General features: G+C 67.6%; 17 protein-coding genes. 9 read left to right on the plus strand and 8 right to left on the minus strand.

Translation table 11 applies throughout. From position 1 onward, the window contains the following. Position 1: 1 nt before the first annotated feature. From DFW101_RS10775 to murB, 4 genes are all read left to right on the plus strand, one after another. Positions 2–1,522: a hypothetical protein gene (locus DFW101_RS10775; protein WP_009181548.1), complete on the plus strand. Its 1,521-nt coding sequence runs from the start codon at positions 2–4 to the stop codon at positions 1,520–1,522. 23 nt (positions 1,523–1,545) lie between these two features. Continuing rightward, entirely contained in the window at positions 1,546–3,807 is a 2,262-nt protein-coding gene (locus tag DFW101_RS10780) for a DUF3536 domain-containing protein (RefSeq protein WP_009181549.1), read from the plus strand. Between the two features lie 124 nt (positions 3,808–3,931). Continuing rightward, a complete protein-coding gene (locus tag DFW101_RS19035) occupies positions 3,932–5,104 on the plus strand; it encodes an integrase core domain-containing protein (RefSeq protein ID WP_009179523.1) in 1,173 nt (390 codons plus the stop codon). 146 nt (positions 5,105–5,250) lie between these two features. Further along, positions 5,251–6,117: a UDP-N-acetylmuramate dehydrogenase gene (gene murB, locus DFW101_RS10785; protein WP_009181550.1), complete on the plus strand. Its 867-nt coding sequence runs from the start codon at positions 5,251–5,253 to the stop codon at positions 6,115–6,117. A 63-nt stretch (positions 6,118–6,180) separates the two neighbouring features. On the opposite strand, the gene DFW101_RS10790 is transcribed toward murB, so the two are convergent. From DFW101_RS10790 to DFW101_RS10800, 3 genes are all read right to left on the minus strand, one after another. Next, on the minus strand, positions 6,181–6,498 hold the full coding sequence (locus DFW101_RS10790; protein ID WP_009181551.1) for a hypothetical protein: 318 nt from the start codon (positions 6,496–6,498) through the stop codon (positions 6,181–6,183). A 220-nt stretch (positions 6,499–6,718) separates the two neighbouring features. Beyond that, positions 6,719–9,733 carry an L-glutamate gamma-semialdehyde dehydrogenase gene (gene pruA / locus DFW101_RS10795; protein WP_009181552.1) on the minus strand — a complete coding sequence of 1,005 codons (3,015 nt, stop codon included), beginning with the start codon at positions 9,731–9,733 and terminating at the stop codon, positions 6,719–6,721. Then, positions 9,730–10,206 carry an Lrp/AsnC family transcriptional regulator gene (locus tag DFW101_RS10800; RefSeq protein ID WP_009181553.1) on the minus strand — a complete coding sequence of 159 codons (477 nt, stop codon included), beginning with the start codon at positions 10,204–10,206 and terminating at the stop codon, positions 9,730–9,732. The genes pruA and DFW101_RS10800 overlap by 4 nt, the downstream gene beginning before the upstream one ends. Before the next feature lie 106 nt (positions 10,207–10,312). Between DFW101_RS10800 and DFW101_RS10805 the strand changes: the two genes are divergently transcribed. Continuing rightward, positions 10,313–11,929: a bifunctional metallophosphatase/5'-nucleotidase gene (locus DFW101_RS10805; RefSeq protein WP_009181554.1), complete on the plus strand. Its 1,617-nt coding sequence runs from the start codon at positions 10,313–10,315 to the stop codon at positions 11,927–11,929. Between the two features lie 252 nt (positions 11,930–12,181). Here the strand turns inward: DFW101_RS10805 and wrbA are convergent, their stop codons facing one another. After that, positions 12,182–12,793 carry an NAD(P)H:quinone oxidoreductase gene (wrbA, locus tag DFW101_RS10810; protein WP_009181555.1) on the minus strand — a complete coding sequence of 204 codons (612 nt, stop codon included), beginning with the start codon at positions 12,791–12,793 and terminating at the stop codon, positions 12,182–12,184. A 280-nt stretch (positions 12,794–13,073) separates the two neighbouring features. Between wrbA and trmFO the strand changes: the two genes are divergently transcribed. Together trmFO and DFW101_RS10820 are read left to right on the plus strand one after the other, a co-directional pair. Beyond that, a complete protein-coding gene (gene trmFO / locus DFW101_RS10815) occupies positions 13,074–14,393 on the plus strand; it encodes a methylenetetrahydrofolate--tRNA-(uracil(54)-C(5))-methyltransferase (FADH(2)-oxidizing) TrmFO (RefSeq protein WP_009181556.1) in 1,320 nt (439 codons plus the stop codon). Between the two features lie 209 nt (positions 14,394–14,602). Further along, positions 14,603–15,106 (plus strand): DinB family protein, encoded by a 504-nt coding sequence (locus DFW101_RS10820; protein ID WP_009181557.1) that lies wholly within the window; start codon positions 14,603–14,605, stop codon positions 15,104–15,106. A gap of 95 nt (positions 15,107–15,201) precedes the next feature. Here DFW101_RS10820 and DFW101_RS10825 read toward each other — a convergent pair whose 3' ends face one another. The 4 genes from DFW101_RS10825 to rimO all read right to left on the minus strand — a co-directional run bounded on the left by DFW101_RS10825 (position 15,202) and on the right by rimO (position 20,472). After that, positions 15,202–16,071: a fumarylacetoacetate hydrolase family protein gene (locus DFW101_RS10825; RefSeq protein ID WP_009181558.1), complete on the minus strand. Its 870-nt coding sequence runs from the start codon at positions 16,069–16,071 to the stop codon at positions 15,202–15,204. 353 nt (positions 16,072–16,424) lie between these two features. Next, entirely contained in the window at positions 16,425–17,360 is a 936-nt protein-coding gene (gene sppA, locus DFW101_RS10830) for a signal peptide peptidase SppA (protein ID WP_009181559.1), read from the minus strand. Further along, entirely contained in the window at positions 17,347–19,077 is a 1,731-nt protein-coding gene (locus DFW101_RS10835) for a 30S ribosomal protein S1 (RefSeq protein WP_009181560.1), read from the minus strand. Before DFW101_RS10835 ends, sppA begins: the two co-directional genes overlap by 14 nt. 96 nt (positions 19,078–19,173) lie before the next feature. Continuing rightward, entirely contained in the window at positions 19,174–20,472 is a 1,299-nt protein-coding gene (gene rimO, locus DFW101_RS10840; protein ID WP_009181561.1) for a 30S ribosomal protein S12 methylthiotransferase RimO, read from the minus strand. A 95-nt stretch (positions 20,473–20,567) separates the two neighbouring features. Between rimO and DFW101_RS10845 the strand changes: the two genes are divergently transcribed. Both DFW101_RS10845 and DFW101_RS10850 read left to right on the plus strand, forming a co-directional pair. Next, positions 20,568–22,040, plus strand: coding sequence for a two-component system sensor histidine kinase NtrB (locus DFW101_RS10845; RefSeq protein WP_009181562.1), 1,473 nt, complete (start codon positions 20,568–20,570; stop codon positions 22,038–22,040). After that, positions 22,040–22,669 carry an XTP/dITP diphosphatase gene (locus tag DFW101_RS10850; protein WP_009181563.1) on the plus strand — a complete coding sequence of 210 codons (630 nt, stop codon included), beginning with the start codon at positions 22,040–22,042 and terminating at the stop codon, positions 22,667–22,669. The genes DFW101_RS10845 and DFW101_RS10850 overlap by 1 nt, the downstream gene beginning before the upstream one ends. Positions 22,670–22,701: the final 32 nt, after the last annotated feature.

Here is a 22,701-nt window from a genome sequence, read left to right on the forward strand (position 1 = left end):
CATGGCCGCGCGCCTTTGTTGCCTGGCCCTGGCCGGCCTCCTGCTCTTCCCGGGCACGGCCCCGGCGGCGGCCCCCGTCCCCGGCCCGGGAGGTCCGGGCGGCTCAGGCGTTCCGGCCGCCCGGCCACCCGAGTTCCGGGGCCTGGCCTTTGGCGCGCCGCTCGCCGCCCTGCCGGGCATGGTGCCCGTGGCCGACCACGGCCCCACCGTCTTCTGCCGCCGGGCCGACGAAAAGCCGGTCCTCGGCGAGGACTGCCCGGCCGACATCCGCTACGGCTTTTCCCGGGGCGCGCTTTTTTTCGTACGCCTAACCCTGGCTGGCTGCGAAAGCCTGGCCGTCCTGACCCGGGCCTACGAGGCCAAATACGGCCGGCCGGCCCGCGAAGGCGCGCCCGGCGTCCTGCGGCTGGTCTGGCGGCTGCCGGCTCTGACGGTCAGCCTGTCCCACTTCGCCCGGGACGGCGACACGGTGGTCGACTACGTCTACCTGCCGGACCTGACCCCGGACGAGCGCGAGGTCTGGCAGAGCGCCGAGGACATCCGGGCCCGGGGGCCCATCGGCTTTCGGGGCCTGCGGTTCGGCCGCGAACTCTCCGGCATCGCCGGGCTGGTCCCGGCCTACCGCGAGGGCGCGGCCGCCTACTACCGCCGGCCGGACGAGCGCCTGGAGCTTGGCGAATTGCGCCTTTCCGACATCCTCTACGGCTTCTGGCAGGGCCGGTTCTTCGCCGTGGTCATGCGGGCGGAGGGCTCGGGCGACGCCGACCATTTCGACGCCCTGCGCCGGGCCTACCAGTCCAAGTACGGCCCGCCCCGGGCCATCCCGGCCACCCTGGAGGAAGAGCTCGTCTGGAGCTGGCCCGAGGCCCAGATCGCGCTGACCCGCGACGCCGAAGCCGGCTGGCTGGCCATCCGCTACGCCGACGCCCGGCTCCTGGCCCAGGTGGCCGAGGCCGAAACCCGGGCCGGAGCCCCGCCGTCGCTCTCGGGCGGCCTGCGGCTTTTCTCGCCCGGCGACCCGCCCCGTTCCTTTCGCGGCGCGGCCTTCGGTTCGGCCCCGGACAACCTGCCCTCCGGCGAATACCTTTACGTCCACCGGGGACGGCGCTACTACCGCCGGGCCGACGAACGCCTGAACCTCGGCGACATTCCGCTCTCAAGCGTCCTTTACGGCTACGACGCCAACCGGCTGGCCGGCGTCACCCTGGTCGTGGCCCCGTCCGGCGGCGACCCGCAAAAGGACTACGAGCGGGTCCTTTCGGCCTACACCGCCAAGTACGGCCCGCCGGCCACCCGGCCCGACACCCCGCCCGGTGGCGACGGCGGCACCATCCACCAGTGGTCCTGGCCCGGCATCTCCATCGCGGTCATCCGCCCCCGGACCGGGCCCATGGAGATCCATTACGTGGACGCCTCGCTTTTGCGCCGCCGCGAGGCCCGGATCGCGGACAAGGCCCTGGACGCCTTCGACCGCAAGATCTTCGCGGCCCCGGACGCGGCCGGCCCCGGCATCGAACGCTGACAACGGACAGGAGGAAGCAGCCCATGGAACGAGCGCTGTGCATCCACGGCCATTTCTACCAGCCCCCCCGCGAAGACCCCTGGCTCGGGCGCATCCTGCCCGAAGGCAGCGCCGCCCCGAGCCGGCACTGGAACGAGCGGATATGCCGCGAATCCTACGCCCCCCTGGCCCGGGCCCGGCGGCTCGACGGCTCGGGCCGGATCGTCGAGCTTTTAAACTGCTACGAGTGGATGAGCTTCAACGCCGGTCCCACCCTCCTCTCCTGGATGGCCCGCTCGGCCCCGGACACCTACGCCCGGCTCCTCGAAGCCGACCGCAAGAGCCAAAAGCGCCTCGGGCACGGCAACGCCCTGGGGCAAGTCTACCACCACGTCATCATGCCGCTGGCCTCGGACCTCGACAAGGAGCTGGAGGTGGCCTGGGCCGTGGACGACTTCACGGCCCGCTTCGGCCGGGCCCCGGAGGGCATGTGGCTGGCCGAGACGGCTGTCGACACCCCGTCCCTCGAAGCCCTGGCCGCCGCCGGCCTCCGCTTCACGGTCCTGGCCCCGTCCCAGGCCGTGGCCGTAAGCCGCGACGGCACGGACTGGCAGGGCGTTGACGCCGGCTCCCTGGACATCCGCCGGCCCTACAACGTCATCCTGCCCTCCGGCCGGCCCATGGCCGTCTTTTTCTACCACGGCCCCCTGTCCCAGGCCGTGGCCTTCGACCGCCTGCTGGCCGACGGGGAACAATTTTTCAACCGGCTGTCCGGCGCGGCCGCCGCCTTCGACGGCGGCCTCCTGTCGCTGGCCACCGACGGCGAAACCTACGGACACCACTTCAAGTTCGGCGAGATGGCCCTGGCCTACGCCCTGGACCAGGCCCGGTCCGGCCGCGACGGCCTGACCCTGACCAACTACGCCGCCTACCTGGCCGACAATCCGCCGACGCACTCCGTCCGCATCCGCGAGGCCTCGGCCTGGAGCTGCGCCCACGGCGTCGAGCGGTGGCGCTCGGACTGCGGCTGCACCAACGGCGAGCACCCGGGCTACAACCAGAAGTGGCGGGCTCCCCTGCGAAACGCCCTGAACCTTCTCAAGTCCCGCCTGGACGCCCACTTTTTCGCCGCCGGCCAGCCGCTCTTCAAGGATCCGCACGAGGCGCTGGTCGCCTACGGCCAGGTCCTGGCCGGCAGCCTCGACCCGGAAGTCTACGCCGAAAAGCGGTTCGCCAAGGGGCTGTCCACGGCCAAACGCGGCGCGGCCTGGAAGCTTCTGTCCATGGAGGCCTGGGGTCTGGCCTCCTTTGCCAGTTGCGCCTGGTTTTTCGACGAGATTTCACGCCTGGAGCCGGTCAACGCCCTCACCTTCGCCCTGCGGGCCATGGAACTGGCCCGGGCCACGGGCATGGCCGACCCCGAGCCCGAGGTGACGGCCCTCCTGGCCGAGGCCCGCTCCAACGACCCGGCCATGGGCACCGGCCGCGACATCTGGGACACCATGGTCCGCCCGCGCCGCGAGACGCCAAAAACGCTTGTCACCCAGGCCTTCATGACCCTGGCCCTGGAGGAGCGCCTGCCCGCCGCCGGGGCCTCGGCCGTGGCCGACTGGCCCGGCGTGGCCGTGACCGTGGCCCTGGACGCCGCCGAGGGCGAGGTCCGCCCCGGCACCGTCTCCATCCGCTACACCCTGGAAACGGCCACCGAAGACTTCGCCGTCACCTACCGGCCGGCCAGGACCGCCGACCCCTTCGACGCCTGCGCCACCATGATCCCGGCTGCCGGCGGAGCCGAGGAAGGCCTCTGCTTCCGGGACGTGGGCCTGCCCGTCAACAAGCGCCAGTCCCTGGCCGACGCCTTCGCCCGCCACGCCGAGGACGTCTTTTTCGAGGACGTCCTGGCCCGGGCCGCCACCGGCCGCAAACTGGTCACCGAACTGCAGGAAGCCCAGCACACCCTGAACCTGGCCCCGCTCTGGCTCCATCTCTGGCCCGGCCTCATCTGGCAGGACGTCTTCGACCTGCCGCTGCCGGAAAAACGGGCCGCGCTCCTGCGCCTCTTTCTCATGGACGCCGGCCGCGATTCCCCGGTCAAGGCCGCCCTCGAAGCCCGGCTCGCCGCCGAGACCGCCCGCCTCATCAGCCGGCCGGACCCGGACGCGCCAAAGCTCACCCGGCTCGTCGCCCGGGCCGCGGACCTGGACCTGCACCCCGACTGGTGGGCCGCCCAGAACGCCCTGTGGGAACGCCGGCCGTTCTCCGGCAAGATGGCGGACTTGGCGAGAGCCTTGGGATTTGCGGTGTAGGAGAGGAGAAGAAGGAAGATGCCTCCGGCGGCCGGGGGGGATCATCCCGGTATGAACCGGGTACATGATTGACAGAACGGACCGGGTACATGGTTGACACTTTTGGGCAGAGGAGGAAGCTCCAATGCCCTGGAAAAAGGTCAATCCGATGGAAGAACGCGCCCGGTTCATTGTGGAGTTGTCGCAGCGACGGGAATCATTTGCAGCCTTGTGCCGCAAGTATGGGATCAGTCGCGAAACGGGTTACAAGTGGCTGCGCCGCTATCAGGCAGGGGAAGGGCTTGGGGAACGAAGCCGCGTTGCCCGGCATTGCCCGCACAAAACACCTGATGCAGTCGTTACGTTATTACTCGCATTGCGACAGGAGAATCCCTACTGGGGTCCCAAAAAGCTCGTCAGGCTTCTGCAAGATGTGCACGGCATAGAGTACCCACCGGCCAAAAGTACAGCCGGCGACATTTTGAAACGGCACGGATTGATCACCGCCACAAAAGCAAAGCGCCGTCAGTCAGGAGGCCGGTTGCGGCGAGAGGATCTCCGGCAGCCCAAACAGGCAAATGATGTTTGGAGTGCGGATTACAAGGGCTGGTTTCGCCTGGAGGACAGGAGCATTTGCCATCCTTTGACAATCAGTGACATCTTTAGCCGCTATGTCTTAGGGTGTTACGTCTTTCCTACGCAGACGCTTGAACGAACAAAAGAGGCGATGCGGCGGGTGTTTATGCGATACGGCCTGCCACGCGCCATCCGCGTGGACAATGGGACTCCGTTTGGTTCGACCGGGATCGCAGGTTTGACCGGCTTAAGCGTCTGGTGGCTCCAGCTGGGTATTGTCGTGGACTTCATCGCGCCTGGAAAGCCCGAGCAAAATGGCTGCCACGAAAGAATGCATCGGACCTTGAAACTGGAAGCCACTATCCCGCCTTCGGCGAATCTGCGGGAGCAACAAGAACGATTGGAGTCCTGGCGGGAGCGATTTAATAGCCATCGTCCCCATGAAGCACTTGATCAGGCCACGCCGGCTTCAATCTACCGGCCTTCGTCCCGGCGGCTGCCTCGAAACGAACCATGCTTTGAGTATCCCTCCTCTTTCGAAAGTCGGACGGTTCGCCGGGATGGGATGTTCAACTGGGAAGGCAGGCAGATTTTTCTCGGCGAGGCATTTGCGAAATGTCGCATCGGCCTGACCAGAAATTATGATGATCGTTGGCTGGTTTATCTTGGAGAGCACCTGCTCGGCGGGTTTTGCCCCAAAGACCCCAAACGGGTGGTTCCGGTTCGATCCCTGATCAGCTAAAAAGTGTCAGGGATGTACCCGGTCCAAACTGTCAACGATGTTCCCGGTTGCACACCCCCCCGGACCCCCTGGAAGGGGGGAAGGGGTGGTGGGGCCGGGTGGCGCCACAGCGCGTCCGGCCCATGGCGAGTCGGGGAGAAAAAGACGTGGAGTATGGCCAGGGCGCGGTCGATCTGACGGACTGCAATTCGTACCGGGTGGCGGCTGTGGCCGCCTGCTGCCTCTTTCCGCGCGACGCGGCCGCGTTGGCCGAGGCCCTGCGGCCCGGGGTCGGGCAGGCGGTCCATCTCCTCGGCCACGGCTGCAACGTGATCCTGTCGCGGCCCTATTACGACGCGTCGCACCGGTTCGTGTGCACCCGGGTTCTGGAGCCGACGATTGCGGTAGAAGGGTCGCGGGTCACGGCCGGGGCCGGGGCGCGGCTTCGCGACCTGTGCCGGGCCGCGGCCCGGGCCGGACTGGCCGGCCTCGAACACCTGTGGGACATCCCCGGCAGTGTGGGCGGCGCGGCCTGCATGAACGCCGGGGCCTACGGCGCGTCGTTCTACGACGGCCTGGTGGCCGTCACCGCCTATTTCCCCGGGGAAAGCGCGCTGCGCCGGCTGTCGCGCGAGGCATGCCGGCCGGCCTACCGGACCACGGCCTTCCAGGGCGCGAGCGCGGTCATCGTCAGGGTGGAGCTTGACCTGCCGCCGGACGATCCGGCCGCAATCCTGGCCGAAATGGGCCGGATCGGCAGGCTGCGCCGCTCGAAGCTGCCCTACGACCGGCCGAGCGCCGGCAGCGTCTTTCGCCGCCCCGACGGCGCGCCGCCGGTCGGGAAGATCATGGAAGAGGCGGGGATGAAGGGATTTGCCATCGGCGGGGCCCGGGTCTCGCGCCGCCACGGCGGGTTCATCGTCAACGCCGGGAATGCCACCGGGGCCGACATCCTGGCCGTGGCCGCAGCCATGCGGGAGGCCGCCCGCCGGCTCTACGGCGTGGAACTGGTCCTGGAGCAGGTGGTCATCTAGGCCGATTCTTCAACATGCCGCGACCGCCGTTTTTTCCCGAGGCCACGACCGTCGGCTTCGTCCCTATTGGAGCACCACCCAGGCATCCCCGACCTTCTTGAGGCGAATGGTGGTCTGTTTGGCCCCGCCGACCGACAGCGGCCCGACATGGGCCGAGGACACGACCGTGACCGTGGCCACGTAGACCCCGTTATCCCGTTTTTCGGTCTTATCCACCTGGAACTGCTCGATCTGCACCGTGCTGGACACGAGCCCCATCACGTCGTTTCGCTGCAAGGACTCGCGGTACGCCGCTTCCACTTCCGCGTTGGTCGGCCCCATGGAGCAGCCGGCCACCAGGAACGCCACCAGTACAAGACCGACAAGGGCAGTCCATTTCATGTTTCACTCCGCTCCGTCCGGTTTCTTGCCAGGAAATTGGGCCGGGAGGCCGGGAAAAGTCAAGCCGGGAAGGCGGGGCGGAACGTCCGGCCCGACGGATGCGTCGGACGAAAAGAACAAACCGGGTCCCCAACAATACCCCCCTTTCGGGTGGGTCCGGGAGGGGGTGACCCCCTCCCGGCCGCCGGAGGCATCTTCTCCTCTTCTTCGCCCCCCTCCCCTAATCCACCCACTCGTCGTCGGCGTCGATGGGCGTAAATCCTCTGCGGATCGTATTCTCCGTGACCACACGCGGGTCCATGAACTGCAGGAGATAATCCGGGCCGCCGGCCTTGGAGCCGACGCCGGACATCTTCGAGCCGCCAAACGGCTGGCGGCCGACCATGGCCCCGACGCAGTTGCGGTTGAGGTAGAGGTTGCCCACCCGGAACTCCCGGCGGGCCTTTTCCAGGTGCCGGGGGCTCCGCGAATAGACGCCGCCGGTCAGGGCGAAGCGCGAGGCATTGGCAAAACTCAGGGCCTCGTCAAAGCTTTCGGCCTTCATGACGGCGAGGATGGGGCCGAAGACCTCTTCCTGGGCCAGCCGGTGCTCGGGCCGGATGCCGGCGGCCACCACCAGGGGCGCGTAATACCCCTGGCCGGAGGTGGTCCGCTCGACCAGGACCTTGCCTTCCGACCGGGCGATTTCCAGGTATTCCAGGACTTTTTTCTGCTGCGACGGATCGACCACCGGTCCCATGGCGTTTTCCGGGTCCTCGGCCGGGCCGATCTTGAGCGACGAGCAGGCCTCGGTCAGGCGGGTGACGAACTTGTCGTAGATGGAATCGACCACGATGACCCGCGAGCAGGCCGAGCACTTCTGGCCCTGGAAGCCGAAGGCCGAGTAGACCACGCCCAAAATGGCCTCGTCGAGGTCCGCGTCGTCGTCGATGATAATGGCGTTCTTGCCGCCCATCTCGGCGATGACCCGCTTGCAGTAGGCTTGCCCCGGCTGGACCCGGGCCGCCTTTTCCTGGATGCGAAGCCCGGTCTCCATGGAGCCGGTGAAGGCAATGGTGGCCACGGCCGGATGTTCGACGAGCCGGTCGCCCATGACCGAGCCGCGTCCCGGGCAGAAGTTGAAGACCCCGTCCGGGAGGCCGGCTTCCTTGAACAGGGCGACCAAGCCGTGGCCGATCAGCGAAGCCAGTCCCGAGGGCTTGAAGACCACGGTGTTGCCGGCCACGATGGCGGCGGCGGACATGCCGCACGAGATGGCCAGCGGGAAGTTCCAGGGAGCGATGACGGCGCACACGCCCTTGGGTTCGTAGAAGAGGTGGTTTTTTTCGCCCGGCTCCCGGCCCATGCGGCGCGGCGTGCCCAGGCGCACGGCCTCGCGGGCGTAGTATTCGAGGAAGTCGATGGCCTCGCCCACGTCGTTGTAGGCCTGGTCCCACTGCTTGCCGACCTCAAGCACCTGGGCGGCCGAAAGGGCCACGATATCGCGCCGGGCGATGGCCGCGGCTTTAAGCAGCACCTCGGCCCGCTCCCGGGGCGTCTTGTCGCGCCAGGCGGCAAAGGCGGCCTGGGCCGCCTCGATGGCTGCGTCGGTCTCTTTGATCCCGGCCTGGCAGACCGTGGCCAGGACTTCGGTCGGATCGGCCGGGTTGACCGTGGGGAGGCGGTCGTCGGTGGCGATCTCCTTGCCGCCGATGACCAGCGGCAGGACCTGCCCGGCCCGGGCCCGAACGGACGCGATGGCCTCGGGGAAGGCCTGGCGCAACTCGGCCACGGTGAAATCGGCCAGGGGTTCGCCGCGAAAGCCGGTCAGGCCGTTTATGGCCCCGGGATCGCCGGCCGGACGGGGCGGATTCTCAGCCAGGTCCCGGGCCAGGGTCGCCTCCGGGTTTTCGAGCAGCCGGTCTTCGGCCTCGCCGTCGGCAAAGCTCTGGCGCAGAAACGACTCGTTGGCCGTGTTTTCGAGCAGCCGCCGCACGAGGTAGGCCATGCCCGGCAACAGTTCGCCGTAAGGACAGTAGAGCCGCACCCGGCCGGCCACATTGAGGAGTCCCTTCCGGACCGGCTCGGCCATGCCGTAAAGGGCCTGGAACTCGAAGCGGTTCTCGGCCACGCCAAGCGCGGCCGCCGTCTCCATGACATTGGCGATGGTGCGGATGTTGTGCGAGGCGCACTGGAAATAGAGGAGGTCACTGTTTTCGAGGATAATGCGCGAGAGCTTCTCGTGGGCCATGTCGGACTCGGCCTTGCGCGTCCAGACCGGCACCGGCCAGCCCATCTGCTTGGCCACCACCGTCTCGTAGTCCCAGTAGGCGCCCTTGACCAGCCGGATGCCGAACGGCAGGCCCTCGGCCCGGCCCCATGCGATGAGCTCCGTAAGATCGTGCTCGGTGTCGCGCAGATAGGCCTGGAGCACGATGGACAGGTGCGGGTAGTCCCGAAACTCCGGCTCGCTGCGCAGGCGCTTGAAAAGCTCGATGGTGATGTCCTTGTACTTCACCTGCTCCATGTCGATGCAAAGAGCCCCGCCAAGGTTCTTGACCTTGCGGTAGACCGGCCGCATCCGGGACAGGATGCCTTCCACCGAGCCCTCGAAATCCATGGGCCGGGCCTGGGAGAAAAGGGCCGACGGCTTGATCGAGGCGTTGACCTTGGGCGCGCTGCCCCAGTCGAGGCCGCCGGCGCCCGCGCCGAACGGCTTCCAGGCCTTCTGCTCGGCCTCGATGGCGGCCAGGACTTCCAGGTAGCCGTCGCGGTAGGCGTCGGACTCGATTTCCGACACCGTGGCCTCGCCAAGGAGATCCACGGTGAAGGCGAAGCCGTCCTTGCGGATGCGCGAAAGGTTCTTGACCGCCTCCTTGGTCTTCTCGCCCACGATGAACTGCCGGGCCATGCCCTCGATGTTGGAACGGATGGCCTTGCCCATGAGCTTGGCCGCAACGCCGCCGAACATGCCCGACTTCTCCGCACCCCACTTGAGCACCGGCGGAATGTCCCCGGCCTCGCCGCCGGCGAAGTACTCCTCGATGTGGCGCGACAGGTTGCCGGAGGTGGTCAGGTAGGGCAGGACGTCCACGAACCTAAACAGCTGGACCTTGAAGGCCTCGTTCTGCATGGCCCAGTCCATGACCTTGCCGGTCCAGAATCCCTTGTTGAAAATCGAGGGCGACTCGCCCCGAATGCTGGCGAAAAACGCCTTGCCCCGGGCAAGGATGGCGGCATCGAGCGGCTGGTTCACGGTTGCTCTCCGGTTGCTGGTTTCGAGCCAAGGGGCAGGGCCCCGGTTTCCTTGACGGTCTGCAGCACCACCGTGGTATTGGTGTCGCGCACGGTGGAAAGGCGGCCGATGACTTTGAGCAGTTCGGCCAGGGACCGGGTGTCGGGCACCCGGACCTTGATCAGGTACGCGGCCGAGCCGGCCACGTAGTGGACCTCCTGGACGCCGGGCACGCCGGCCAGCTGCTCCCCGGTGTCGATGGCCCCCACCGGCTCGTCGGTCTTGACGAAGGTGAAGGCCGTGAGGTCCAGTTCCACGGACGAGGGGTCGATGCGGGCCTCGTAGCCCGTGATGACGCCCTTGCGCTCGAGCTTTCGCACCCGCTCGAGCACGGCCGAGGGGGCCATGGCCACGGCCCGGGCGATGTCGGCATTGGAGGTCCGGGCGTTCTCCTGAAGGATCATCAAAATACGACGGTCAATTTCGTCGATCATTCTTAGTATCTCCTGATGTGAAGTTAAAAATTCGAAACGAGCCCCTTTGTCAAGGGCTTTCTTCTGTCCAGGCTGGTTCGAGGCCGAAAAAACCAAGGGAAGAAACATGAAGCGATTGCGACACGTTGCGGTGTTTGCGGCCACACTGGTCCTGGCGGCCGCCACCGCCTTTGCCGGCGGGGATTTCACGCTCACGATCCTGCACACCAACGACATCCACGCCCACCTGGCCGCCTTTGACGCATGGGGGGCGTTTTGTTCCAAGGAAAAGGACGCGGCCGGCCAATGCCAGGGCGGCGCGGCCCGGCTGGCCACGGCCGTGGCCCGGGAACGGGCCACGGGCGGCAACATGCTCTTCCTCGATGCCGGGGACCAGTTCCAGGGCACGCTCTTTTTCACCCGGTACAAGGGCGAGGCCAGCGCCTTTTTCATGGACCGGCTCGGCTACGACGCCATGACCCTTGGCAACCACGAGTTCGACGACGGCCCGGCCACTTTGGCGAATTTCATTCGGCGGCTCAAGTTTCCGGTGGTCACGGCCAACGTGAACCTGGCGGCTTCTCCGGAACTCAAGGGGCTGGTCGCGCCGTACATCGTTCGGGACGTGGGCGGCCGCACCATCGGCATCATCGGCGCGACCCAGCCCAAGACGGCCCAGATCTCGAGCCCGGGGCCGGATGTCTCCTTTCCCAAACTCGTCCCGGCCATCAAACAGGCCGTGGCCGCACTTCACCAACAGGGTGTGACCAGCATCATCCTCCTGTCCCACGCCGGGCTGGCCGGGGACAAGAAGCTGGCCGCAGCCGTGGCCGGCATCGACGTCATTGTCGGCGGCCACAGCCACGTGCTGCTCGGCAACGGCTATCCCGAGGCCGTGGGTCCCTGCCCGTTGGTGGTGGACGGACCGGACGGCGGCAAAACGTACATCGTCACGGCCGGCTACTGGGGCCGTTATCTCGGGGTGCTGCACCTCGTCTTCGACGCGGCCGGCCACGTCAAGGAAGCCGACGGCAACCCGGTGCGCCTGGACGCTTCCATCCCCGAGGATCCGGCCACCCTGGCCGAGGTGGAGCGTTTCGCCAAGCCTCTGGAGGCCTTCCGTGCCACGGTCCTCGGCCGGGCCGACGGGCCCCTCGGCGCGGCCATGTGCCGGCAGGAGGAGTGCGCGGCCGGCGATCTGCTGGCCGAGGCCATGCTGGCCGGCGGCCGCAGGCACGGGGCCGTGGCCGCACTGGCCAACGGCGGCGGCGTGCGGGCCGGCATCGCCCCGGGCGTCGTGACCCTCGGCGATGTGCTGACCGCCTTCCCCTTTCCCAACACCCTGACCGTCCTGACCCTGTCCGGCGCGGATCTGGCCGCCGCCCTCGAACACGGCGTCTCGGCCGTCGGGCTCCATGAAGGCAGCGGCCGGTTCCCCCAGGTGGCCGGCCTGCGCTACGCCTTCGACCTGTCCCGGCCGGTCGGCCACCGCATCCTCTCCGCCCAGGTGGCCGACGCCACAGGCGTCTTCACCCCCCTCGATCCCACAGCCGATTACCGGCTGGCCGTAAGCGACTTCCTCTTCCGGGGCGGCGACGGCTATACCGTCTTCCGCGAAAAGGGCCGCGACGTGGAAGGCGACGGCGAGACCACAGCCGACCTGCTCGCCGCCCGGATCAAAGCCCAAAGCCCCCTCTCCCCGGCCCTGGACGGCCGGATCAAGGCCGCGGCGGCCGGGCAGTAGCGAAGGAGGGAGGAAGGGAGGAAGGAGGAGGAAGGAAGATGCCTCCGGCGGCCGGGGGAACCCTTTTTGAAAAAAGGGTTCCCCCGGACCCCTTCCCAAAAACTTTTGGCGGGCTTCGCGTCGCGGGCGGGCGTTTGTCAGGAGGAAAACGTGGTGGGCGGCCGATGCCCCGGGGCATCGGCCGCCCACAGGAAGGGAGGGTCCGGGAGGGGCTTAGCCCCTCCCGGCCGCCGGAGGCATCTTCCTCTTTGTTTATCTTCGCATTTTCTTGGTAATTTCGGCAAGATGCCGGCCGTGGTAGCGGGCGCCTTCCAGTTCGTTCTCGGTCGGCCGGCGGGAGCCGTCGCTGCCGGCCAGGGTCGAGGCGCCGTAGGGCGAGCCGCCGGAAACCTCGTCCATGCGGGTCAGCCCGGCGTAGGCGTAGGGCAGGCCGACCAGGACCATGCCGTGGTGGAGCAGCGTGCACATGAAGGTCAGGATGGTGGTTTCCTGGCCGCCGTGCTGGGTGGCCGTGGAACAGAAGACGCCGGCCGGCTTGCCGACCAGGCCGCCCCGGACCCAGATCTGGCCCGTGGCGTCGAGGAACTGGCGCATCTGGCCGCACATGTTGCCGTAGCGGGTGGGCGTGCCGAACATGATGCCGTCGGCCTCTTCGAGTTCGGCCAGGGTGCAGACCGGCACCTGGGTCAGGGTCTTCTGGGGCTCGGTGGCATGCATTTTTTCGATGACGTCGTCGGACAGGGTCTCCGGCACCCGGCGCAGGGTGGCGGTCATGTCCGGAACCTGGCCCACGCCTTCGGCCACGGCCTGGGCCATGGCGGCCACGTGGCCGTAGAGGGAATAATAGACGATCAGCACGTTCATGGGGCGGTGCTCCGTGTTATGGTTGGCGATGCTTCATTTTCTATGCCCCCCGTGCCGAAAGGGCAAGGCCGCGTGGCCGCTCGCGCCCGTCCAACCGCCCCAGGCGATTTTGGGGCTCGACGCCGGCCGCCCGGCAGACTATGAAATCCCTGCCGAATCACGCTGACAACCCATGGCCGGCAGACCCGAAACACGCCGGCCACGAACAAACCGACCTGATCCCCGCGCAAGCATCTTGGGGATAGAGGGGGGAATGGCGCCCCCTCTCGCGGAGTGTACCATGTCCATTGCCATCATCGGCGGCGGCCTGGCCGGGTGCGAGTGCGCCTTGGCCCTGGCCCGGGCCGGCGTCGCGTCCACGGTCTTCGAAGCCAAGCCGGCCAGGTTTTCCCCGGCCCACGTCAGCCCGCAACTGGCCGAGCTGGTCTGCTCCAATTCGCTGCGCTCGGACGAGCCGGTGACGGCGGTCGGGCTTTTGAAGGTCGAGATGGCGGCCCTTGGCAGCGCGGTCATTGCCGTGGCCCGGGAGACAGCCGTGCCGGCCGGCAAGGCGCTGGCCGTGGACCGCGAGCTTTTTGCCGCCGCCATGACGGCCCGGATCGAGGCCGAGCCGCTGGTGACGCTCACGCGCCAGGAGATCCCGACCCTTGACGATCCGGCCCTTACCGGCTTCGAGGCCGTGGTCGTGGCCGCCGGGCCGCTGGCTTCGGAATCCCTGGCCGAGAGCCTCGGCGCGGCCATCGGCGGGGAGAGCCTGTACTTTTACGACGCCATCGCCCCCATCGTGGCGACCGATTCCGTGGACATGGACAAGGCCTTCTGGGCCTCGCGCTGGCAGGAGGGCGAGGGGGATTACTGCAACTGTCCGCTGGACCAGGACGAGTACAAGGCGTTTCTGGCGGCGCTTCTCGAAGCCCGGAAGGTGCCGAGCCGGGAGTTCGAAAAGGAGCTCCACTTCGAGGGTTGCCTGCCCATCGAGACCATGGCCGAGCGCGGCGAGCGGACGCTGACGTTTGGCCCCATGAAGCCGGTCGGCCTGACCGACCCGAGGACCGGCCGGCGGCCCTACGCCGTGGTCCAGCTGCGGCCGGAAAACGCCGCGAAATCGACCCTGAACCTGGTCGGCTTCCAGACCAAGCTGGCCTACGGCGAGCAGGAGCGGGTGTTTCGCCTGATCCCGGCCCTGCACGCCGCCGAGTTCACGCGTCTTGGCAGCATCCACCGCAACACGTTCGTGAACGCGCCCAAGGTCTTAAACGACCGGCTGGAACTGGTGGCCCGGCCGGGGGTGTACCTGGCCGGCCAGATCACGGGCGTGGAAGGATACGTGGAGTCGGCGGCCTGCGGCCTGTGGCTCGGCACCCAGCTCGGGGCCAGGATCGCCAGGGGCCTCAACATCGCCCCGCCGCCGGTCGAAGCGGCGCTTGGAGCGCTCCTTGGCCACCTGCGCACCCCGGCCAAGAAATTCCAGCCGAGCAACGTCAACTTCGGCCTGACCCCGCCGCTCGAAGAGCGGATGAAAAAGGCCAACCGCAAAATGGCCTACCCCGAGCGGGCCGCAAAGGCGTTTGCGGCCTGGCGGAGCGTGTCGGGGCTGTAGCGCAGGGAGGCGACGGGGCCGGCCCACCGTACCTTTCGAACAGCACCGCCGCCGGTTTCCCGCGGCGGCCGCTGGCGCGTCTTTTTGACCACAATGCCCGGCGGCCGGGGGATCCTCCCCCCGGCTCCCCTGGGGAAGGGCAAGGCTTCGTGGAGAGCGTCCGGCCTTTTGTGGGTTGAACCGTATGCACACGGAAAGGAGAGTCAGAGATGACGACGGCCACCGGGAACCAACTGGCGAAGGACATCAGGCAAAATATCGCGGACCTGCAGGCGGTCTGCCAGGGCATTGACGAGGGAACGGCCTCCCGGGCACCGACCAACCGGTGGTCGCCCAAGGAGATCCTGTCCCACCTCCTCGGCCAGGAAGGGGGCCATGACATGGTCGTCAAGGCCTACCTGGAAGAAGACACGCCGACCCTCGACCTCAAGGCCGAACAAACCTATTTTTCGGAAAAACGGGCGGCCATGCCCGTGGCGGAACTCTGCGCCGCCGTGGCGGCGAGGTATGAGCAGCTGGCGGCCCTGGCCACGACCCTGACCGAGGAACAGTTCGCGCGCAAGGCCCGCATCCCCATGCTCAAGGATTCGCCGCTCGGCGAATACCCGACCCTGGAAAGCCTGCTCGGCGGCCTTGGCCGGTACCATCTCCAATCGCACATCGAACACCTGCGCGAAATCCTGAGTGAACTCGAAGCGTCCAAAGGCGATTAGGCAACCGCACCTGCGCCACAGCGCCCACCCGACCCAATCCCGTGCGGTCCGGGAGGGGATGATCCTCCCGGCCGCCGGGGCATCTGCCCCCTGCCCTACCCTTCGTCGGCCACCGGATTGCGCAGCACGCCGTAGCCTTCCAGTTCGATCTCGCAGACGTCGCCGGGCTTGAGGAAATACGGCGGCGTGCGGGCGAAGCCCACACCGGACGGCGTGCCGGTGACGAGGACGTCGCCCGGGGCCAGGGTCATGGCTTCGGAGAGGGTGGCCACCAGCCTGGCCACGTCAAAGAGCATGTCCGACGTGCAGGTTTCCTGGACGATCTCGCCGTTGACGGAGGTCGTCAGGCGCAGGCCCTTGGCCCCGGGCGGCAACTCGTCGGTGGTGCAAAGTTCCGGGCCGAAGGCGCCCGTGCCGTCGAAGTTCTTGCCGAGAAACCACTGGCTGCTGCGGAACTGGTAATCCCGCACCGACCCCTCGTTGAAAAGGGCGTACCCGGCCACATGGGCCAGGGCGGCCTCCGGGGGGATGTGCCGGCCGCCGAGGCCGATCACGGCCGCCATCTCGCCCTCGTAGTCGAGCTGGCGCGACACCCTGGGCCGCAGGAGCGGCGCATCGTGGCCGATCAGGGTCGAGGCCAGGCGCCCGAAAAAGACCGGATGCTCGGGCAGGCGCTTCGGGTCGATCTCGATGGCGTGGTCCACGTAGTTGAGGCCCACGCAAAGGATCTTGCCCGGATCGGGCACCGGCGGCAGCAGGCGGACGGACGAGAACCGGAGCTGGGCCGAGGCCGGGGGGGTGGCCGCCGCCTGGCGCACGGCCTCCAGGCCGGCATCGCCCAGGGCCAGCAGGGACTTCATGGCCCGCGGCAGCCCGGGCGCGGCTTCGGCCAGGTCGATGAGGACCTCGCCCAGGCGCAGGCCCAGGCGCGGACCGAGAGTGTGGGAAAAGGTGACAAGGCGCACGGCCACTCCTTTGGAGGCGTATGAAACCACATTAGGAGGGCGGGCCCCGGCTCGTCAAGAAGCGGCGGGCGGACACGGAGGACAGATTGTCCAGCCACCCGGCCGGGGAAACGCCACGATTTGCCGCCGGCCTGTGCCGTCGGGCGACAGGGCGCGGAGCCTGGGAGCGCCGTGGCAGCGGCGGCAGGGATGATGCGGCAGGCGAACGGAGAGACGGGGCCGCCTGTCCGGGGGCGAGGAAAAGGCGCTAGTGTCGCGTTCTCGAAATTCGTGAATACGAATTTCGAGGATAACATACTTAAATAGTTATTTTTATCTAAAAAATATTAACATATTTTTCAATGAACGCCACACTATTGGCCCTGGGGCAAGGCCGTCTCGCCGGACAGGCCCGATACCAGGGAAAGCAGAGCCAGGCCCTTCATGTCCGGCAGGGAGAGAGCCGAGGTCAGCTTGTCGAAGAGGCCCGACTTCTTCTTGGGGCCTTTGTAAAGCGGCACGTCGCCCGTGAGGCCGACCTGCTGCTTGAGATAGTCCACCGCCTCTTCCTGGCCGCCGAGTTCGTCGACCAGTCCCAGGTCCTTGGCCCGGGCCCCGGTCATGGCCCGGCCGTCGGCGATGGTGGCGATGGCGTCCTTCCCGAGCTTGCGCTCGGCGGCCACGTCGCCGCTGAACTGCTGGTTGAGGTCCGCGATCAGGCCGGCCAGATAGGCCCGCTGGTCGTCGGTCAGGGGCTTGAACGGGGTGCCGGCGTCCTTCAGCTTGCCCGTGGTCAGGGACTCGAAATGGACGCCGAGCTTCTGGAGCAGGTCCTGGGCATTGGCGAACTGGGACATGACGCCGATGCTGCCGGTGATGGTGCCCCGGTTGGCAAAGATGCGGGAGGCCGGGCAGGCGGCGTAGTAGCCGCCCGAGGCCGCGACCGAAGAGAACGAGGCCACGACGGGCTTTGCCGCGCCGAGCTTCTTGACGGCCATGTACATCTCCTGGGACGGCCCGAAGGCCCCGCCAGGGGAATTGACGCGCAAGATGACGCCCTTGACCGAATCGTCCTTGCGCAGCTTCTTGATGAAGGCCACCACCGCGTCGGCGTCGGTGATGGGCCCTTCGATGGCCACCACGCCGATGCGCGACGTGGCCGCGCCAAGCAGCCGGCCGCCCTCCTCGTCGTGCCCCAGAAGGCCGAAGGCGGCCGTGATCCCGATAACCAGGATCACGGCCGCCACGGCGATCAAAAGGCCGAACAGGCCAGGGCGCCTGACGGCAAACGAAGGATTAGCGCTGGGCATCCTCTTCCAACTTCTGGCGCAGGAGCTCGCCAAGGTTGCTGCCGGTGTCCGAGGGGCCGGCGGTGCGGAACTCCTTGGCCTTTTTCTTGTCCTCTTCGTCCTTGATGGACTTGATGGACAGGCCCAGTCGGCGCTCGTCGGCGCTGACGTGGATGACCTTGGCTTCGATCTCGTCCCCTTCCTTGTACAGCTCGGCCGGGGTCTTGACCTTCTTGCGGCTGATTTCCGAGACGTGGACCAGACCCTCGATGCCTTCCTCGACCTCGACGAAGAGGCCGAAGTCGGTGATGTTGGTCACCGTCCCCTTGACCATGGCGCCGACCGGGTAGGTGTCGGGCACGCGGGTCCAGGGATCTTCGGAGAGCTGCTTGATGCCAAGGGTGAACTTCTCGTTTTCCTTGTCCACGGTCAGGACCTTGGCCATGACGGTGTCGCCGCTCTTGAACATCTCGCCGGGGTGGCGGACCTTTTTGGTCCAGGAGATGTCGGAGACGTGGATCAGGCCGTCGATGCCGTCCTCGATGCCGATGAAGATGCCGAACTCGGTGATGTTTTTCACCGAACCCTCAAGCACGGTGCCCTCGGGGTACTTCTCGGCCACGATGTCCCAGGGGTTGGGCCGGACCTGCTTCATGCCAAGCGAGATCCGCTTCTTGTCCGGATCGACGGACAGGACCACCACCTCGACCTCGTCGCCGACGTGGACCATCTGGCTCGGATGGCGAAGCTTCCTGGTCCAGGACATCTCGGAGATGTGCACGAGCCCTTCGACGCCGGCCTCAAGCTCCACAAAGGCGCCGTAGTCGACCAGGTTCGTGACCTTGCCGGACAGACGGGTGTCTTCGGGGTATTTGCCCGCGATGTTCTCCCAGGGATCGGCCACGAGCTGCTTCATGCCGAGCGAGACTTTCTGCTTGTCCTGGTCGAAAGACAGGACCTTCAGCTCCAGTTCGTCGCCGAGGTGCACGAGCTCCTTGGGATGCTTGATGCGCTTCCAGGACATGTCCGTGATGTGCATGAGCCCGTCGAGGCCGCCGAGGTCGACGAAGACGCCGTACTCGGTGATGTTTTTCACGCGTCCGGTGACGGTCTGGCCTTCCTCGAGCGTCTTCAGCAGGTCCTTGCGCATGGAATCGCGCCGCTCTTCGAGCAGCACCCGCCGCGAAACGATGACGTTGCTGCGGCGGCGATTGATTTTCAGCACGCGGAATTCGAACTCCTGGCCGACCAGGGCGTCCATGTCGGGCACGGGACGCAGGTCGACGTGGGAGCCGGGCAGGAAGGCTTCGACGCCGCCCAGATCGACCGTGTAGCCGCCCTTGATGCGGCGCACGATACGACCGGTGATGACGTCATCTTTTTCCTGGATTTCCTCGAGCTTATCAAAAAGCTGCATCCGCTTGGCCCGTTCGCGGGACAGGTAGATGGTGCCTTCGGATTCGTTCTTGGAGACGACGTAGACGTCGATCTGGTCGCCGACTTTGACTTCGAGTTCGCCGGCGGCGTCGAGGAATTCGTTGACGGCGATCTGGCCTTCGGACTTGAAGTTGACGTCCACGAGGACGTGCTCCTTGCCGATGCGGACCACGACGCCCTGGGTGATGGAGCCTTCTTCCAGGTCGCCGAAATCCTCATTGAGGTAATTTTCGAGCGCCGCTTCGAAGTTGACTTCCATTTCCGAGTTAGGGTTGCTTTTCATTTCCGGGGTTTTGTCCATGAGTTGACCTCCAACGCGATCTGTCCCTTTGGAAAGGATTTAGCGTCATAGCAGAATGGCCCCAAAGAGACAAGAAGAAAGGCCGGCCCATTCCATCTAGGCCAGGGCCACCAGATCGTAGTCCTTGGCTTCCTCGATGGACGCGGTGACCATGGCCCCGGGTTTGACGCCCGGCCCGCTCACATACGTCACCCCGTCGATCTCCGGGGCCTGGAACCAGGTCCGTCCCACATGCAGTCCCGGCCATTCGCCGTGCACGGCATCGACCAGCACCTCCTGGTCCGTGCCCACGTACCCGTCCAGAATGTCGGCGCTGATGGCCTTCTGGGCGGCCATGACCGCCGCCGCGCGCCGGGCCTTGACGTCGCGCCGGACCTGGCCGGGCATGATCGCGGCCGGGGTGCCCTCTTCGGCGTGGTAGGGGAAGACGCCGACGTGGGTCAGCCGGGCCCGTTGGACGAACTCCAAAAGCGCCTGGAAATGCTCTTTCTTCTCGCCGGGCAGGCCCACGATGAACGTCGAGCGCAGGGCCGCGTCCGGGAAGTGCCGGCGCACCCGCCCGACCACCGTGTCCGCGTCGGCCGCCTTGGGCCGGGCCATGGCAGCCAGCATCTCCGGGTGGACGTGCTGGAAGGGGATGTCGAAATACGGCACAAAGGGCCGGCCGGCCCCGGCCAGAAAGGACAGCAGGCCATCGGTCACCCCGGACGGGTAGAGATAAAGGAGCCGCAGCCACTTGAGGCCGGAAAGCGGCAGGAGCTTTTCGAGCAGGGCCTGCAGACCATCCTTGAGTCCCAGGTCGCGGCCGTAGGCCGTGACGTCCTGGGCCACCACCACCAGTTCCGACACGCCCCGGTCGAGCAGCCCCCGGGCCTCCTCGACCAGGCCGGGAAGCGGCCGGCTGACCAGCCCGCCCCGGATGGACGGGATGGTGCAGTAGCGGCAGGCGTGGTCGCAGCCTTCGGCGATCTTGAGATAGGCGTAGGACGGCGGTGTGCTGGCCAGCCGGCCGGTCGGGTCGGCCGCCTCGGCACCCAGGGCCTCGGCCAGACGGCCCGGGAGGATATCCAGCTCGGTCGGCAGGCCCCAGACATCGACCTCGGGCAGGCCCCGGCGCAGATCCTCGCCGAACCGGGCCGGCAGGCAGCCCATGACGGCGAGCTTCGGCCTGGGGGAAAGGTCGCGGATGGCCTCGGCCGCCTCCAGGATGGCGGCCACCGACTCCTCCACGGCCGGGCCGATGAACGAGCAGGTGTTGATGACCACCAGGTCGGCCGCGCGCGGGTCATCGACCGGGGTGGTGCGAAACGGCAGGCCGCCGAGGGCCACTTCGGTGTCCACGCGGTTTTTGGGGCAGCCAAGGCTTATGGCGTGCACCTTGTAGGTCTTGGGCATGGGTTGGCTTCCATCCTTGCGGGCAGTGTCGGGCCGGGCTACCATGGCAGAGCCGCGATGGCAAAACCGCCGGCCCCGGCCGGCCCGGAGGGGCCATGGACACGGACCGCGACCTGCCGACCTGCCTGTGTCTGTACGGCAGCGGCCACGAACTCCTCAACTGTTTCGAACAGGCCCGGCAGGCGGGCATAAGCGGCCCTGGCGACGCCTTTGCCGGCGTGTTCCTGGCCGCCGCCCCCACCACTGCGGACTCCCAGGCCGCCCTGGCCGCCCGCGAGGCCCGGGAACTGGGCATCGCCTGGCACCACGACCTGGACGACATGCTCTCCACCCGGGAGCCCGGCCTGCTCTTGCCGCTTGGCCCGGACGGCTCCCTCCCGGACGACCTGCCCCGCGACTGGCGCTGCCTGCCGCCGCCAGACGCCCGGCTCTTTTTCACCCTGGTCTCCCGGGCCGCCACCCAGACCGCCTGCCGGCCCGACCTGGCCCGGGCCCGGCGGCTTCTGGCCAACGTCCTCGACCGCATGGACGACGAAATCGCGCTCCTTGCGCCAGACGGCACGCTCCTCGACGCCAACGCCCGGCTGGCCGAGCGCCTGGATCGCCCGCGCGAGGACCTGGCCGGCCGGCCGGGCACGGTGGTGTTCCCGGATTTCCCGGACCTCGCCGCGCCGGGCGAAAACGGCGAACCGTCCATCCGGGCGGCCCTGGCGGCCGGGCGCAAGGCCACGCGCGACAGCTCGCGGGTCGACCGGCGCGGCCGGCTGCGCTATTTCCGCATGACCTTCTACCCCGTGCCGGGGCCCGACGGCCGCCTGGACCACCTGGCCGCCCTGCGCCGCGACATCACCCAGGACGTGTTCCTGGAGCGTCGTCTCCAGAAATCCGAACGCCTGGCCGCCATCGGCGAGCTGTCGATGTTCATTTCCCACGAGATCCGAAATCCGCTTTTCGCCATCGCCGGCTTTGCCAACGCCCTTTTGCGGGCCAAGGACCTGGGGCTGGCCAGCCGGGAGAAGGCCTCGATCATCCTGTCCGAATCCAAGCGCCTGGACGCCATCCTCAAAGATATCATCAACTTCGCCCGGCCGACCAGCTCCGTGCCGGGCGAGGTCAACGTCAACGACGTGGCCGCCCGGACCACGGCCCTCATGCGCCATGGGCTCGAAGCCCAGCACATCACCCTGACGCTGGCCCTGTCGCCGGACACGCCCATGGCCCGGGGCGATCCCGAGACCCTGACCCAGTGCCTGCTCAACTGCCTCAAGAATTCCATGGAAGCCATGCCGGGCGGCGGGCGCATCACCGTGGCCACGGGCCTGCGCCAGGGCCGGGTCTTCTTGTCCGTGGCCGACGACGGGCCGGGCATTGCGCCGGACATCCTGCCCCAGGTGTTCAACCCCTTTTTCACCACCCGGGACAAGCGGGCGGGCCTGGGGCTGGCCATGACGAAAAAAATACTCGAAGACCTGGGCGGGGCCGTGGACCTGGAGAGCCCGCCCGGGCACGGGGCCACGGTCACCCTTTTCCTGCCACCCTATCTGGAACTGTCCCCCGAGGAGGATTGATGGACGACACGCGTACCCCGGCCCGACCGGCCAAAGTGGTGCTGGCCACCCGCAACCAGGGCAAGATCAGGGAGCTCTCCGCCCTGCTCGCCCCGCTCGGCGTCACGGTGGTCGGGCTGGCCGACTTCCCGGACATCGGCGAGATCCCCGAGACCGGGGACACCTTTCTGGAAAACGCCCGCATCAAGGCCCGGGCCGTGTGCCAGGCCACGGGGCTGGTCAGCCTGGCCGACGATTCCGGCCTGTGCGTGGACGCCCTGGCCGGGGCGCCCGGCGTCTACTCGGCCCGCTACGCCGGCGAGAACGCGTCCGATGCGGCCAACAACGCCAAGCTCCTGGCCGCCCTGGCCCATGTGCCGGACCCGGCCCGGACCTGCCGGTTCGTCTCGGTCGTGGTGGCCGCCGGCCCCGACGGCCGGGAACTGACCGCCGAGGGTGCCTGGGAAGGCCGCGTGGCCGCCAGCCCGTCCGGCGAGGGCGGTTTCGGCTACGACCCGCTCTTTTTCGACCCGACCGCCGGCCAGACCGCGGCCGAGCTGGCCCCGGCCGCAAAAAACGCCCGCAGCCACCGGGGCAAGGCCCTGGCCGGCCTGGTCGCGGCCTGGCCCGGCTTCTGGGGCCAGGAGTAGGGAGAGGACTAGGGAGATGCCTCCGGCGGCCG

This window comes from Solidesulfovibrio carbinoliphilus subsp. oakridgensis (assembly GCF_000177215.2).
GTDB classification, from domain to species: domain Bacteria; phylum Desulfobacterota; class Desulfovibrionia; order Desulfovibrionales; family Desulfovibrionaceae; genus Solidesulfovibrio; species Solidesulfovibrio carbinoliphilus.